Origin of the sequence: Micromonospora sp. NBC_01655, from assembly GCF_026339755.1 — a bacterium.
Taxonomy (GTDB): domain Bacteria; phylum Actinomycetota; class Actinomycetes; order Mycobacteriales; family Micromonosporaceae; genus Micromonospora.
Window position 1 is genome coordinate 1,093,792 of record NZ_JAPEQF010000001.1, and the last position, 13,451, is coordinate 1,107,242.

Annotated in this window: 10 protein-coding genes, 1 tRNA gene and 1 pseudogene; 8 read left to right on the forward strand and 4 right to left on the reverse strand. The window is 72.4% G+C overall.

The window, feature by feature from the left end; genetic code table 11:
• The first annotated feature begins 3 nt into the window (after nt 1-3).
• A pseudogene (locus tag OOK41_RS05235) lies at nt 4-703 on the forward strand (HAD family hydrolase).
• A gap of 145 nt (nt 704-848) precedes the next feature.
• Nucleotides 849-2,522: a S8 family serine peptidase gene (locus OOK41_RS05240; protein ID WP_266263155.1), complete on the forward strand. Its 1,674-nt coding sequence runs from the start codon at nt 849-851 to the stop codon at nt 2,520-2,522.
• 212 nt (nt 2,523-2,734) lie between these two features.
• Here the strand turns inward: OOK41_RS05240 and OOK41_RS05245 are convergent, their stop codons facing one another.
• Together OOK41_RS05245 and OOK41_RS05250 are read right to left on the reverse strand one after the other, a co-directional pair.
• The gene (locus OOK41_RS05245) at nt 2,735-3,949 is read right to left on the reverse strand and encodes a hypothetical protein (protein ID WP_266263156.1); all 1,215 of its coding nucleotides are present in this window, start codon (nt 3,947-3,949) and stop codon (nt 2,735-2,737) included.
• Between the two features lie 258 nt (nt 3,950-4,207).
• The gene (locus OOK41_RS05250; RefSeq protein ID WP_117664838.1) at nt 4,208-4,897 is read right to left on the reverse strand and encodes an IclR family transcriptional regulator; all 690 of its coding nucleotides are present in this window, start codon (nt 4,895-4,897) and stop codon (nt 4,208-4,210) included.
• Nucleotides 4,898-4,960: 63 nt separating this feature from the next.
• On the opposite strand from OOK41_RS05250, the gene cysS reads away from it, so the two are divergent.
• Nucleotides 4,961-6,376 carry a cysteine--tRNA ligase gene (gene cysS / locus OOK41_RS05255; RefSeq protein WP_266263157.1) on the forward strand — a complete coding sequence of 472 codons (1,416 nt, stop codon included), beginning with the start codon at nt 4,961-4,963 and terminating at the stop codon, nt 6,374-6,376.
• Nucleotides 6,376-7,506 carry a 23S rRNA (guanosine(2251)-2'-O)-methyltransferase RlmB gene (gene rlmB / locus OOK41_RS05260; RefSeq protein WP_266263158.1) on the forward strand — a complete coding sequence of 377 codons (1,131 nt, stop codon included), beginning with the start codon at nt 6,376-6,378 and terminating at the stop codon, nt 7,504-7,506. The genes cysS and rlmB overlap by 1 nt, the downstream gene beginning before the upstream one ends.
• Before the next feature lie 170 nt (nt 7,507-7,676).
• Here rlmB and OOK41_RS05265 read toward each other — a convergent pair whose 3' ends face one another.
• Nucleotides 7,677-8,768 carry an ABC transporter ATP-binding protein gene (locus OOK41_RS05265; protein ID WP_266263159.1) on the reverse strand — a complete coding sequence of 364 codons (1,092 nt, stop codon included), beginning with the start codon at nt 8,766-8,768 and terminating at the stop codon, nt 7,677-7,679.
• 366 nt (nt 8,769-9,134) lie between these two features.
• Between OOK41_RS05265 and OOK41_RS05270 the strand changes: the two genes are divergently transcribed.
• The 3 genes from OOK41_RS05270 (at nt 9,135) to OOK41_RS05280 (ending at nt 10,148) form a co-directional block, all read left to right on the forward strand.
• Nucleotides 9,135-9,211, forward strand: a tRNA-Thr gene (locus OOK41_RS05270).
• Between the two features lie 84 nt (nt 9,212-9,295).
• On the forward strand, nt 9,296-9,694 hold the full coding sequence (locus OOK41_RS05275; RefSeq protein WP_117664842.1) for a helix-turn-helix domain-containing protein: 399 nt from the start codon (nt 9,296-9,298) through the stop codon (nt 9,692-9,694).
• Nucleotides 9,695-9,728: 34 nt separating this feature from the next.
• Nucleotides 9,729-10,148: a VOC family protein gene (locus tag OOK41_RS05280; protein WP_117664843.1), complete on the forward strand. Its 420-nt coding sequence runs from the start codon at nt 9,729-9,731 to the stop codon at nt 10,146-10,148.
• Nucleotides 10,149-10,325: 177 nt separating this feature from the next.
• Here OOK41_RS05280 and OOK41_RS05285 read toward each other — a convergent pair whose 3' ends face one another.
• Nucleotides 10,326-10,850 (reverse strand): hypothetical protein, encoded by a 525-nt coding sequence (locus OOK41_RS05285; protein WP_266263160.1) that lies wholly within the window; start codon nt 10,848-10,850, stop codon nt 10,326-10,328.
• A 166-nt stretch (nt 10,851-11,016) separates the two neighbouring features.
• On the opposite strand from OOK41_RS05285, the gene OOK41_RS05290 reads away from it, so the two are divergent.
• Entirely contained in the window at nt 11,017-13,395 is a 2,379-nt protein-coding gene (locus OOK41_RS05290; protein ID WP_266263161.1) for a M4 family metallopeptidase, read from the forward strand.
• The last annotated feature ends 56 nt before the right edge of the window (nt 13,396-13,451 follow it).

Here is a 13,451-nt window from a genome sequence, read left to right on the forward strand (position 1 = left end):
CGGATGCTGACCCATGTCGTGTTCGACGCCGACGAGACCCTGATCGACCTGCGCCCGGCGGTCACCGGCGGGCTGGTGGCCGTACTGGAGGAGATGCGGCGGCTGACCCCGGCGGCGGCCGGGGTCAGCCTCGCGGAGCTGGAGTCCGACTGGCACGCGGTGTTCGCCGCCATGAGTGCCGTCCCCGTCATGGAGATCCGGCGGGCCGCGCTGGCCCGGTCGCTCGCCCGGGCCGGCCTCGACGCGCACCTGGACGACGTCGCGGCACTCTTCTTCGCCCGGCGCTTCGCGCTGACCCGTCCCTTTCCCGACGTGCTGCCGGCGCTCACCGCCCTGCGCGGCCGGTACACCCTGGGCTACGCCACCAACGGCAACAGCCGCGCCGAGCGCTGCGGACTCGCCGGTGAGTTCGCCTTCGAGCTGTACGCGCACGAGAACGGCCTGCCGAAGAAGCCCGCCCCCGAGTTCTTCCGCGGTGGTCGAGGCGGCCGGGGTGCCGGCGGAGCGGATCCTGTACGTCGGCGACTCGCCCAGCCACGACGTGCTCGCGGCCCGGCGCGCCGGGCTGCGGGCGGTCTGGCTCAACCGCCTCGGCCTGCCCCGCCCGCCCGGTGTGCCGGCCGACGCCGAGGTCTCCACCCTGGCCGACGTGCCGGACGCGATCGGCCGGCTCTCCGCCGAGCGGGAGATGAGTGAGGCGTAACCCGCCCGCCGAGTCCCCGTCGCCGTCCCGATGACAGCAGGCGGACGAAAGTTCGATTGCCGTGTAATACGGACTCCCATCTAGCGGAACGCCCGTCGGTGATATGGGATGGCTGCCACGTCCCTCAACGAGAGGATCTGATGTGGTGAGCAAGCGCTTCACCGCCGGCGCCGTCGCAACCGCAACGGCGTTGGCACTCACGGTGACCGGCGTGGTGGGCACGGCGAACGCCGAGCCGACCGCGACCCGGGAGTTCACCGTCGTCGCGGAGGCCGGCGTCTCCGCCGACGCGGCGATCGCCGCCATCACCGCCGCAGGCGGCTCCGTGGTCTCCCGTACCGACGAGGTCGGACTGTTCCAGGTCACCAGCGACCGTGCCGACTTCGCCACCCGGGCGACCGCGAACGCCGCCCTGCTCGGCGCGGCCGAGAGGAAGGCGATCGGCCGCAAGCCCAAGCTCGACCGGGTCGAGCAGGAGAATCTCCTCGCCAAGGCCAAGGCCAAGGCCAATGGCGCCGCTGCCGCCAAGCGGGGCAAGAAGATGGACCCGCTGGACGAGAAGCTCTGGGGCCTGGACATGATCCGGGCCGACGACGCCCGCAGGGTGGAGCCGGGCGACCGTCGGGTCACCGTCGGCATCCTGGACACCGGCGTCGACGCCGGCAACCCCGACCTCGCGCCGAACTTCAGCTGGTCCCTGTCGCGCAACTTCGCCCCGGACATCCCCGAGGTCGACGGGGAGTGCGAGGTGGCGAGCTGCCTCGACCCGGTCGGCACCGACGACAACGGCCACGGCACCCACGTCGCCGGCACCATCGGCGCCGCCGCGAACGGCTTTGGCCTCTCGGGCGTCGCCCCGAACGTCACTCTGGTCGAGCTGAAGGGCGGCCAGGACTCCGGCTACTTCTTCCTCGACCCGGTGGTCAACGCCCTGGTGCACGCGGGCAACGTCGGCCTCGACGTGGTGAACATGTCCTTCTACGTCGACCCGTGGCTCTACAACTGCACCGCCAACCCGGCCGACTCGCCGCAGGCGCAGGCCGAGCAGCGGGCGACCATCGAGGCCATGAAGCGGGCGCTCGACTTCGCGCACCGCAAGGGAGTCACCCTGGTCGGCTCGCTCGGCAACAACCACGAGGACCTGGGCGCGCCCCGTACCGACACCTCCAGCCCGGACTACGGCGCCGACCCGTACGACCGGCCGATCGACAACGCCACCTGCTGGGACCTGCCGGTGGAGGGCCCGCACGTGATCGGCGTGTCGGCGATCGGCCCGTCCGGCAAGAAGGCCGACTACTCGAACTACGGCACCGAGCAGATCTCGGTCGCCGCACCGGGCGGCTGGTTCCGCGACGGGTTCGGCACCGACACCTACCGCCTCGACGCCAACATGATCCTTTCCACGTACCCGAAGCACGTGCTCCAGGAGGAGGGGTCGGTCGACGAGAACGGCAACATCGTCGAGGGCTTCGAGGAGTCGGTGTTCAAGCAGTGCAAGGCCAACGGTGCCTGCGGCTACTACACCTACCTCCAGGGCACCTCGATGGCGTCGCCGCACGTCAGTGGCGTCGCCGCGCTGATCGTCAGCAAGTACGGCAAGAAGACCAGGGACGGCCTGGGTCTGGACCCGGTCAAGGTCGAGCGGCAGCTCTACCGCACCGCCACGGAGCGCGCCTGCCCGGAGCCGCGCCTGCAGACGTACACCAACGAGGGCCGGGACGCCGAGTTCAACGCCTACTGCGCCGGTGACGCCAAGTTCAACGGCTTCTACGGCCACGGCATCATCGACGCGTACGCGGCGGTGACGACCCGGATGTGACGACCGGTGCCAGCGGGAGGGGCCCGGGCGACCACGGTTGCCCGGGCCCCTCGCCGTCCCGGGCCCCTCGTCGTCCGCCGGGGACGACGGGTCGCCGGGCCGGGTCGACTGACCCACTTCTCGGGTCCGGCACATGGCAGTCGTCCAGGTGGGGGAAGGCGCGACGTGCCGCATGCCGAGCTGGTCACCGGCGTGCGCCGGGGCGGGCGGGGTCAGCGACGCCAGCCCCGGGACGCCAGGGTGGCATGGACCTCCCGGGCCAACGCGGGGAAGTCGTGCCGCAGCCGGCGGCCGGTCACGTGCAGCACGAGCCAACCCGCGCCGACGAGCTGGTTGAGCCGCTGGCGGTCGCGGTGCAACTGCTCGGCGTCGGCGTGCCAGGTGCCGTCGTACTCGACCGCGACGCGGAACTGCGGCCAGGCCAGATCCGGATGCAGGACGAGCCCCGACGCCAGTCGGACCGGGTGCTGTGCGACCGGGCGGGGCAGCCCGGCGAGCACCAGCCGGACCCGCAACTCGGACTCCGGCGGGGACTGTGCACCGGGATCGGCCAGGTCGAAGACCCATCTCGCCCGGCGGCCACCGGGGCGCTCCGCGTTGCGGGCGCCGATCCCGGCGAGGGCGGCCCGGGTGGTCAGGCCCTTGCGGAGCAGGCTGTCGACGATCCCGACGGCCCGGAAGGGCTCCAGCCAGACGGCGGTCTCCCAGGCTGCCATCGCCGGGTCGGTGCGGGGCAGGGCCCACGCCGCCTCCGCCACCATCAGCGACGAACCCTGATCGAGGGGGCGGCCGGGCCGCCGCTCGGCGATGCCCACCCCACCCCTGCCCGGCGGCGGTGCCGTGCCACCGGTGTCCCGGCTGATCACGGCCGGGCGGGCCACGGCCGGGCGCATGACGGCCGGGTTGGTGGCAGGCGGGACGCCGGTGGCCAGGACGGGCCCGGCGGCGATGGCGGGTTCAGGGGCCAGGACGGGCCCGGCGGCGATGGCGGGTTCAGGGGCGAGGACGGCCCCGGGGGCGAGGACGAGGGCGGCCGCGTTGGCGAGCATCGGCGCGGGGGTGGTGGGCGGGCTGGTGACGGGCAGGTCGGTCAGGTGCACCCGCAGCCCTCGCTGGCTGCGCAGCCCGGCCGTGCGGGGGCTGGCCACGTGCACGTCGGCGGAGAACTCGGCGGCGTGCTCGACACCGTGCAGCAGGGCCGCCGACGGCCCGGCGAACGCCGCACCCGGGGGCAGTTGCAGGGACACCGCGCGACAGGAGAGGGCGTGGTCGTGGTCGAGGCGTGAATCGGCGTAGATGTCGCGGCGCAGGTTGACCCAGGCCGAGCTGCGCAGCCGGTGCGCGGTGACGAGGCCCAGCCGGATCGCGTCGGAGGCGCGGAAGACCTGCCAGGCGAGGGCGGACGGGCGATCAGCGTGTCGGGGCATGTGCCCAGGCTGCCGGCTGCCGCCGGCCACCCGACACCCCTGTGGAAAACCGCTCCGCCCCGTCCTCCTGTCGCCTGTGGACAGTCCATCGGAGGGCCTTCACCTGTGGTAATGGGCTGACCCGCTCGACGAGCCACCAGCAGGCCGGGGTGGGTGCGACGCGATGTGCGGCAAGTCGGGGCATGTGGCGCACGAGAGGCCGCGTTGTGCCGTACCCGAAGTTGGTCAAGGCGTGCGTCGACCGAGCCCGCAGGCGGGTCAGGGGGCGAGGGCGGTGGCGATGGCGGTGGCCGCCGCGAGCACCTGCTCGCCGACCACCTCCGGGTCCAGCGGGGCCAGGGCCACCACCCCCACGCTCGCCTCCAGGCCCGGCACGCCGAGCACCGGGGCGGCCACCCCGTACGCGCCGGGTTGCAGCTCGCCGCTGGTGCCCACCGGGCCGGCGGAGCCCGACCGGCCGGCGAGGATGGCCCGGCCGGCCGCCCCCCGCTCCAGCGGGTGCCGCGTCCCAGTCCGGTACGCCACGTGCAACGACGTCCAGCTCGGCTCCACCACCGCCAGGGCGATGCCCTCGCCGCCCTCGACCACGGTGAGGTGGGCGGTCGCGCCGGCCTGTTCGGCGAGCCGGCGCAGGGCCGGCAGCGCGCCCTCGGCGAGCAGCGGCTGGGCCCGCCGGGCCAGGTGCAGCACCCCGGCGCCGAGGCGCAGCCGGCCGTCACCGTCCCGCCGCACCATGCCGTGTCCGCTCAGCGCGCCGACCAGCCGGTAGACGGCCGCCCGGCCGATGCCCAGCCGGTTCGCCGCCTCGGTGACGGTCAGCCCGCCAGGGGCGTCGGCGACCAGGTGCAGCAGCCGCAGCCCCCGGTCCAGCGTCTGGGCCGTCTCGCCCCCGCGCCCCCTGTCGCCGGGCCGGGCCGTCGTGCCGTCCTGCCGTGCCGCCTCATCCACGAGGGGCAGCGTACGACCCGGCACCGGACGACCCGGGAACGCGTGGGCGGCTACCCTGATACGGTGACGCTACGCCTGTATGACACCGCCACCCGATCGGTGCGGGACTTCGTCCCGCGGGAAGCCGGCAAGGTGGGGGTCTACCTGTGTGGTCTCACCCTCCAGGCACCCCCGCACATCGGCCACCTTCGCTCCGGCGTCAACTACGACGTGCTGCGCCGCTGGCTGCTGGCGAAGGGTTTCGAGGTCCGGTTCATCCGCAACCTGACCGACATCGACGACAAGATCCTGGTCAAGGCCGTCGAGCAGGGCCGGCCGTTCTGGTCGATCGCGTACGCCAACGAGCTGGCGCTGGCCGGGGCGTACCGGGCGCTGAACGTGCTGCCGCCGACGTACGAGCCGCGGGCCACCGGGCACGTCCCGGAGATGCACGAGCTGATCGCGAAGCTGATCGACACCGGGCACGCCTACCCGGCCACCGACGGCTCCGGCGACGTCTACTTCGACGTGGCCTCCTGGCCGGCGTACGGCGCGCTCTCCGGCCAGTCGCCGGACGCCATGCAGGCCGCCGACGACGCCCCGGAACGGGGCAAGCGCGACCCGCGCGACTTCGCCCTGTGGAAGGGCGCGAAGCCCGACGAGCCGGCCGACGCGTACTGGCCCTCGCCGTGGGGACGGGGGCGGCCCGGGTGGCACATCGAGTGCTCGGCGATGTGCTGGCGCTATCTGGGCGCCGAGTTCGACATCCACGGCGGCGGGCTCGACCTGACCTTCCCGCACCACGAGAACGAGGTCGCCCAGTCGCAGGCCGCCGGCCTGCCGTTCGCCCGCTACTGGGTGCACCACGGGTTGCTCGGCATCGGCGGGGCGAAGATGGGCAAGTCGACCGGCAACGCCCTCGACCTGGCGTACGTGGCGGCGCTCGGGGTACGCCCGATCGAGCTGCGCTACTACTACGCGGTCGCGCACTACCGGTCGCTGATCGACTACACCGAGGACGCGCTGCGCGAATGGGCGACGGGCTTCCGGCGGATCGAGGGGTTCGTCCAGCGGGCCGCCGAGCGGGTCGGTGCCGGGAGGCTCGGTGAACTGCCGGACGCCTTCGTCGCCGCGATGGACGACGACCTGAACACCTCGGCCGCGTTCGCGGTGCTCCAGGAGGTGATCCGGGACGGCAACACCGCGCTGGCCGCCGCCGACGATGTGACCGTCCGCACGGCGCTCGGCTCCGCGCGGGCCATGCTGGATATCCTCGGGATCGACCCCCTCGACGACGCGTGGACCGGCGGTGGTCGCGTGGACGACCTGCGCGGCGTGGTGGACTCGCTGGTCGCGTTGGCCCTGGACCAGCGGGCGCAGGCCCGCGGTCGGAAGGACTGGGCCGCCGCGGACGCCGTCCGCGACCAGCTCAAGCAGGCCGGTGTGCTGGTCGAGGACACCCCGCAGGGCCCCCGTTGGACTATTGGAGAGCAGGACTGATGGCCGGCAACTCGCAGCGCCGTGGCCGGCGACTGACGCCGAAGGCGGGTGCCCCGAAGGGCTCCGGAGGCAAGAACAAGGACGCCCTCGCGGGCCGGGGCAAGACCCTGCCCGCCGACGAGCGTCCCTGGCACAAGGCGTACTCGGGCACCGAGAAGCTGCCCCAGCGCACCGCCTGGAAGCAGGACAAGGAGCGCCGGGCGGCGGCCGAGGAGGGGCGGGCCCCCAAGATCGGCAAGCCGGGCTCCAAGGACACCACCTGGGGCCGGGGCGGCGGCCGGGGCGTGCCCACCGCCCGGGGCGGCGCCGGCGGCCGGGGCGGCGGGCCGACCGGCCGCACCGGCCCCCGGGTCGCGCCGGGGCGCAAGTCCAACCCGGCGAAGGACAGCCCGGAGCTGCTGGTCGGGCGGAACCCGGTGCTGGAGTCGCTGCGTACCCAGGTGCCGGCCACCGCGCTCTACATCGCCCAGGGCATCGAGACCGACGACCGGGTCAACGAGATCGTCCGCACCGCCGCCGACCGGGGCATCGCCATTCTGGAGATCAGCCGCGCCGAGCTGGACCGGATGACCGGCGGCGTGCTGCACCAGGGCGTCGGCCTCCAGGTGCCGCCGTTCGCGTACCAGCCCTTCGAGGACCTGGTCGCTGCGTCGCTGGAGCAGACCGCCCCGCTGCTGGTGGCGCTGGACGGCGTCACCGATCCGCGCAACCTCGGCGCGGTGATCCGGTCCGCCGCCGCGTTCGGCGCGCAGGGGGTCTTCGTACCGGAGCGGCGGGCGGCCGGGATCACCGCGACCGCCTGGCGGACCAGCGCCGGCGCGGCGGCGCGGGTGCCCGTCGCCCAGGTCACCAACCTGACCCGGTCGCTCAAGGCCTGCCGGGACGCCGGCTTCATGGTCGTCGGCCTGGACGCCGACGGCGAGACCGACCTGTTCGACCTGGAGGCGGCCGTCGGGCCGCTGGTCGTGGTGGTCGGCTCGGAGGGCCGGGGGCTGTCCCGGCTGGTCGGCGAGACCTGCGACCTGACCGTGAGCATCCCGATGGTCTCCGAGGTGGAGTCGCTCAACGCCAGCGTCGCCGCCGCGGTGGCCCTCGCCGAGGTGGCCCGCCGCCGCCGCGCGGAGGCGTGAGCCCGGAACACGAGTGACGCGGCGGGCCGTCCCCATCCGGGGGCGGCCCGCCGCGCGTACTGCCGAGACGGTACGACCGGCCCCGGAGCATCCACCCGGCCGCGCCCGACACCCGGGTACGACGAAGGGGCGGCCCGCCGGCTGGCGGACCACCCCTTCCCGCTGCTACGTCAGATCCGCTTGCCGGTGGCGGCGTTGAAGGCGTGGATACGGCCGGCCCGCGGCTTGACGAACACGGTGTCGCCCATGTTCGGCATGGTGCGCCGGTCGGTGCGGACCACGAAGCGCTCGTTGTGGCCCTCCAGCGCGGCGTGGCCGTAGACGTTCGCGTCCGAGCCGAGGTCCTCGACCAGCTCGACCACGACCGGCATGCCGCCCTCGTTCGGGCTCACCAGGTCGCAGTCCTCCGGGCGGAAGCCCACGGTCACCTTGCCGTTGCTGCCCTCGGCGCGGGCCGCCTCGGCCTGCTCGCGGGTCAGCGGCAGGTTCAGCTCGGCGAACGCGGCGCCCTGCTCGGTCAGCGGGACGGTCTTGATGTTCATCGCCGGGGAACCCATGAAACCGGCGACGAACACGTTGGCCGGGGTGTCGTAGAGCGCCCGCGGGGTGTCCACCTGCTGGAGGACGCCGTCGAGCATGACCGCCACCCGGTGGCCCATGGTCATGGCCTCGACCTGGTCGTGGGTGACGTAGACCGTGGTGATGCCGAGCTTCGCCTGCAACGACGCGATCTGGGTACGGGTCTGCACCCGGAGCTTGGCGTCGAGGTTCGACAGCGGCTCGTCCATGAGGAAGACCTGCGGCTCGCGGACGATCGCCCGGCCCATCGCGACCCGCTGGCGCTGACCGCCGGAGAGGGCCTTCGGCTTGCGGCTGAGGAACTCCTCAAGCTGGAGCAGCCCGGCCGCCTCCTTGACCCGCCGGTCGATCTCGTCCTTGGGGGTCTTGCGCAGCTTCAGGGCGAACGCCATGTTCTCGTACACCGACATGTGCGGGTAGAGTGCGTAGTTCTGGAAGACCATCGCGATGTCGCGGGCCTTCGGCGGGAGGTGGGTGACGTCGCGCTGGTCGATGTAGATCGCGCCGTCGTCGACGTCCTCCAGGCCGGCGAGCATGCGCAGGCTGGTGGACTTGCCGCAACCGGAGGGGCCGACCAGGACGAGGAACTCGCCGTCGCCGATCTCGAGGTCGAGCTGGTTCACTGCGGGACGCTCGGTGCCCGCGTAGATGCGGGACGCCTTCGCGTAGGTGACCGTGGCCATGCTGGAGCGCTTCCTTTCACCGGCAGGAACGTGCCGGACGATCCGAGTGAAGGAGCAACCGGCGCCGTGCGGCGTCGGCCTTCCGGACGACGCTTCCGGGCAGCGGGGGCCGCCGGAGGTGTCATCCGTGTCACTGCACGGTAAACGGGTTTTCGCAACCTGCCAAGACTGGAAGCATCGGATGGGACGGACGGCTTTCACATTCCGGTCAGTCGAGCACAGCCAGGCATCAATCTCCGCCCTATTTCGCCCGCCCGCCGTCGAATGATCACCGGCAGGGTCGGCAAATCGGCGTTTTCCGTGCTGGGAGGGCCTGCCGAGGGACAAGTCCCGAGGTCTGTCGCTTATGCTGGCCACGCACGACCTGCCCCTGTAGCTCAGCTGGCCAGAGCACTCGCCTTGTAAGCGAGATGTCGCCGGTTCGATCCCGGCCGGGGGCTCCACAGTTTCGCGGTGTCCCGGAGGGCGGGATTCCGGCCTCCGCGCCGGAAGTCCGCAGGCCTCCAGCCGCGCCGGACGGAGGTGGGATGAGCCGCGCGGTGGAGGAGTCCAACCGGGCCATGCTCCGGGCCCGGGACGCCATGGACCGGGCGTACGCGGAGCCGCTGGACATCCCCGCCCTGGCCCGGATCGCGCACGTCTCCGAAGCGCACTTCATCCGTACCTTCCGTGCCACCTTCGGCGAGACGCCGCACCGTTACCTGCAACGGCGCCGGGTCGAGCGGGCCATGTACCTGCTCACCCAGACCGACCTGGACGTCACCGAGATCTGTTACGCGGTCGGGTTCGGCAGCCTCGGCACGTTCAGCCGCACGTTCCGGCAGATCGTCGGCGAGCCGCCGACGGAGTACCGCCGGCGCAAGGGCCCGGCGGACGTGCCCGCATGCTTCGCCAAGGCCTGGATGCGACCTAGCAGTTTTGGATAAGCAGCAGCTCAGCGGGTCGCATAGCGTCTTCGGCATGACGATGAACGCGATCAGCCGCTCCCAGATCTACGTGCTCGACCAGGACGAGGCCCTCGACTTCTACGTGGGCAAGCTCGGCATGGAGGTCAACACCGACCAGGACCTCGGCTTCATGCGCTGGCTGACGGTCAACCTGCCCGGCGACCCGGAGCGGGAGATCCTGCTGGAGACGCCCGGCTCGCCGGCCCTGGACCCGGCCACGGCCGAGCAGGTCCGCGAGCTGCTCACCAAGGGAGCGCTGGGCGGCTACCTCTTCATGACCACGGACGACGCGCACAAGACGTACAAGGAGCTGGTGGCGAAGGGGGTGGAGATCACCGACGAGCCGACCGACCGCCCGTACGGCATCGACTTCGGCATCCGGGACCCGTTCGGCAACAAGATCCGCATCGGCCAGATGTTCTCCCGCGCCTGAGCGCGCGCGGCGGTAGGTAGGGGCGGGTTGGCTGCCGCCCAGGGGCGAAGGCAGGCGCCGGCCCCTGGGCGGCAGCTTCGCGTTCAACCGGTGTCGCCGCTGCCGCCGAGGAGCTGACCGCCGACCGGCCGGGCCTCGTGGCGACCGGCGTCGGTGGCGGGGGCGGCCGGCGGCGGATCAGCTGATGGCGGTGAACACGATCTCGGCCAGTGCCGACGCGGCCTGCGGCGGTTCGCCCGCGACCGGGCAGTCGGTCCAGTCGACCGTGCCGGTGCCGACGGTGAGCCGGTACTCGTAGGTGTCGGAGCAGTGGCCTTCGGAGTCGGTGCTGCCGCCCTCGGTGAGCCGGGGTTCGGCGGTGAGCCGGCGCAGCCGGTCGAGGTTCGCCCCGGTGAGCCGGCCGGTGCGCCGGGCGCCGGCGCGGTCGACCGCCGTCCACCGTCCGTCCGGTTCGACCGTGACCGTGTCGTCGCGCCCGGCGATGCCGCCCGAGCGGTGCAGCACCACCCGGGTGCCGGGGGACGCCTCGACCGGGGCGGTGGCGGCGGTCGGGTCCGCCCCGGTGTTCGGCCCGGTGGTGGCGGTCCCGGCGGACGACGGGGGGCCCGCCGGCGTGGGCGGGCCGGGGGCGCCGGCCGCGCAGCCGCCGACCGCCGCGAGGAGCGCGACGATCAAGGCGGCGCGCAGGTGGGTCGGTCTCATGTCGGTCGGACGTGTCCCGACTCCGCCCGGTTCCGTCACCTTGTGCTCCTCACCCGTTCGGCCAGTGTTTGATCTGAGAGCGCTTCCCCCCTTCCCTCTACTTCGATGTATCACTATATCTACATGCGTGACTACCCCCGTCACACATTCCTTGCCAGGAGGGCACGTGAAAAGAACCCTCGCCGCTGCCAGCGCAGCGCTGCTCACCGGCGGCCTGCTCACCGGCGCCGCCACCACGGCGCAAGCGGCAGCTCCCCCCGCCCCCGCCCCGGACCGCGCCGAGTCGGTCCTCTCCAGCAACCCCGGCACCGTCCAGGGTGCCAGCGGAGAGGCATACCAGGCCGTCCGGACGAAGGTGGACGCGAACGGCGCCTCGCACACCCGCTACACCCGGACGTACCAGGGCCTGCGCGTCTACGGTGGCGACTTCGTCATCCACGCCAAGGCGAACGGCGAGTACGCCGGGGCCTCGGTGGGCCTGGCGGCCCCGCTGACCCTCACCACCAGCCCCAAGGTCACCTCGGCCAAGGCCAAGGAGGCCGCCCGCAAGGAGTTCTCCGGCTCGCTCACCGCCGTGGGCGCCCCGGAGCTCTTCGTCGACGCCAGCTCCGGCACGGGCCGGCTCGCCTGGGAGACCGTCGCCTCCGGCTGGAAGGCCGACAAGCAGACCCCCTCGAAGCTGCACGTCATCACCGACGCCGTCACCGGCAAGGTGATCGGCTCGTACGACGAGATCGAGTCGGTCACCGGCAGCGGCACGGGCATCTACACCGGCGCGGTCAGCGTCGACACCACGCTCTCCGGCAGCACGTACCAGATGATCGACCCGGTGCGCGGCAACGGCCGTACCTGTGACATGAACAACGGCACGTCGACCTGCACCACGTTCACCGACGCCGACAACGTCTGGGGTACCGGCGCGAACACCAACCGGCAGTCCGCCGCCGTCGACGCCCACTTCGGCGCCGCGATGACGTTCGACTACTTCAAGAACGTGCACGGCCGTAACGGCATCTTCGGCAACGGCGCCGGCGTGCCGTCGCGGGTGCACTACGGCAACGCCTACGTCAACGCCTTCTGGGACGGCGCGCAGATGACCTACGGCGACGGCGCGGGCAACTCCCGCCCGCTGGTCTCCCTCGACGTGGCCGGCCACGAGATGAGCCACGGCGTCACCGAGGCGGTCGCCGGCCTGGTGTACTCCGGCGAGTCCGGTGGCCTCAACGAGTCCACCAGCGACATCTTCGGCAACATGGTCGAGTTCTACGCCAACGCGCCGAGCGACCCGGGTGACTACCAGGTCGGCGAGAAGATCAACATCAACGGCAACAACACCCCGCTGCGGTACATGTACAACCCGACGCTGGACGGCTCCTCCGACTCGTGCTGGTCGACCAGCACGAAGAACAAGGACGTGCACTACTCCTCCGGCGTGGGCAACCACTTCTTCTTCAACCTGGCCGAGGGCACCGGCGCCACCGCGTACGGCACCTCGCCGGTCTGCGGCACCGCCCCGGCGGTCACCGGCATCGGCCGGGCCAAGGCGGAGAAGATCTGGTTCCGGGCGCTCGACGTGTACTTCACCTCCAACACGTCGTACGTCAACACCACCACCCCGTCGAACACCGCCCGCGCGTACAGCCTTAAGGCGGCGACCGACCTGTACGGCAACTGCTCCACCGAGTACAAGGCCGTCCAGGCCTCGTGGACCGCGGTGAACGTGGCCGGCAACGACGCGCCCTGCTCGTCGACCGGCAACGACTTCTCCGTCACGCTCTCGCCGACCGCCGGCTCGGTGACCGCCGGTGGCTCCGTCGCCACCACCGTGGCCACCGCGACCACCAGCGGCACCGCGCAGACCGTGACGTTCTCCGCGTCCGGCCTGCCGACCGGCGCGACCGCGTCGTTCAGCCCGGCCTCGGTGACCTCGGGCGCCTCGTCCACCCTCACCATCGCCACCACGACCGGGACCCCGGCGGGCAACTACACCGTCACGGTCACCGGCACCGGCTCGGTGCCGCACAGCGCCACCTACTCGCTGACCGTCAACGGCACCGGCGGCGGCTGCACCGGCGCGGGCCAGAAGCTGGGCAACGCCGGCTTCGAGTCCGGAAACACGGTGTGGACGGCCAGCTCCGGCGTCATCGCCCAGCACGGCACCAGCCAGCCGGCCCGCACCGGCACCTGGAGCTCCTGGATGAACGGCTACGGCAGCACCCACACCGACACGCTCGCCCAGTCGGTGAGCCTGCCGGCCGGCTGCACCTCGTACAACTTCAGCTTCTGGCTGCACATCGACTCGGCCGAGACCACCAGCGGCACCGCGTACGACAAGCTCACGGTGCAGGTGCTCAACTCGTCCGGGACCGTGCTGGCGACCCTGGCCACCTACTCGAACCTGAACAAGGCCACCGGGTACAGCCAGAAGTCGTTCTCGCTGGCCTCGTACGCCGGCCAGACCGTCACCCTGAAGTTCACCGGCACGGAGGACGTCTCGCTCCAGACCTCCTTCGTCGTCGACGACACCGCGGTCAACGTCGCCTGACGTAGCCGTACCCCCGGCGGGCCCGGCGGCCACCCCACTCGGGTGGTCGTCGGGCC

Bases quoted from the DNA above. Each gene is read 5' to 3' on its own strand.
- OOK41_RS05285 (WP_266263160.1), bottom strand. From the start codon at position 10,850: ATGAGACCGACCCACCTGCGCGCCGCCTTGATCGTCGCGCTCCTCGCG.
- OOK41_RS05245 (WP_266263156.1), bottom strand. From the start codon at position 3,949: ATGCCCCGACACGCTGATCGCCCGTCCGCCCTCGCCTGGCAGGTCTTC.
- OOK41_RS05265 (WP_266263159.1), bottom strand. From the start codon at position 8,768: ATGGCCACGGTCACCTACGCGAAGGCGTCCCGCATCTACGCGGGCACC.
- rlmB (WP_266263158.1), top strand. From the start codon at position 6,376: ATGGCCGGCAACTCGCAGCGCCGTGGCCGGCGACTGACGCCGAAGGCG.
- OOK41_RS05280 (WP_117664843.1), top strand. From the start codon at position 9,729: ATGACGATGAACGCGATCAGCCGCTCCCAGATCTACGTGCTCGACCAG.
- OOK41_RS05275 (WP_117664842.1), top strand. From the start codon at position 9,296: ATGAGCCGCGCGGTGGAGGAGTCCAACCGGGCCATGCTCCGGGCCCGG.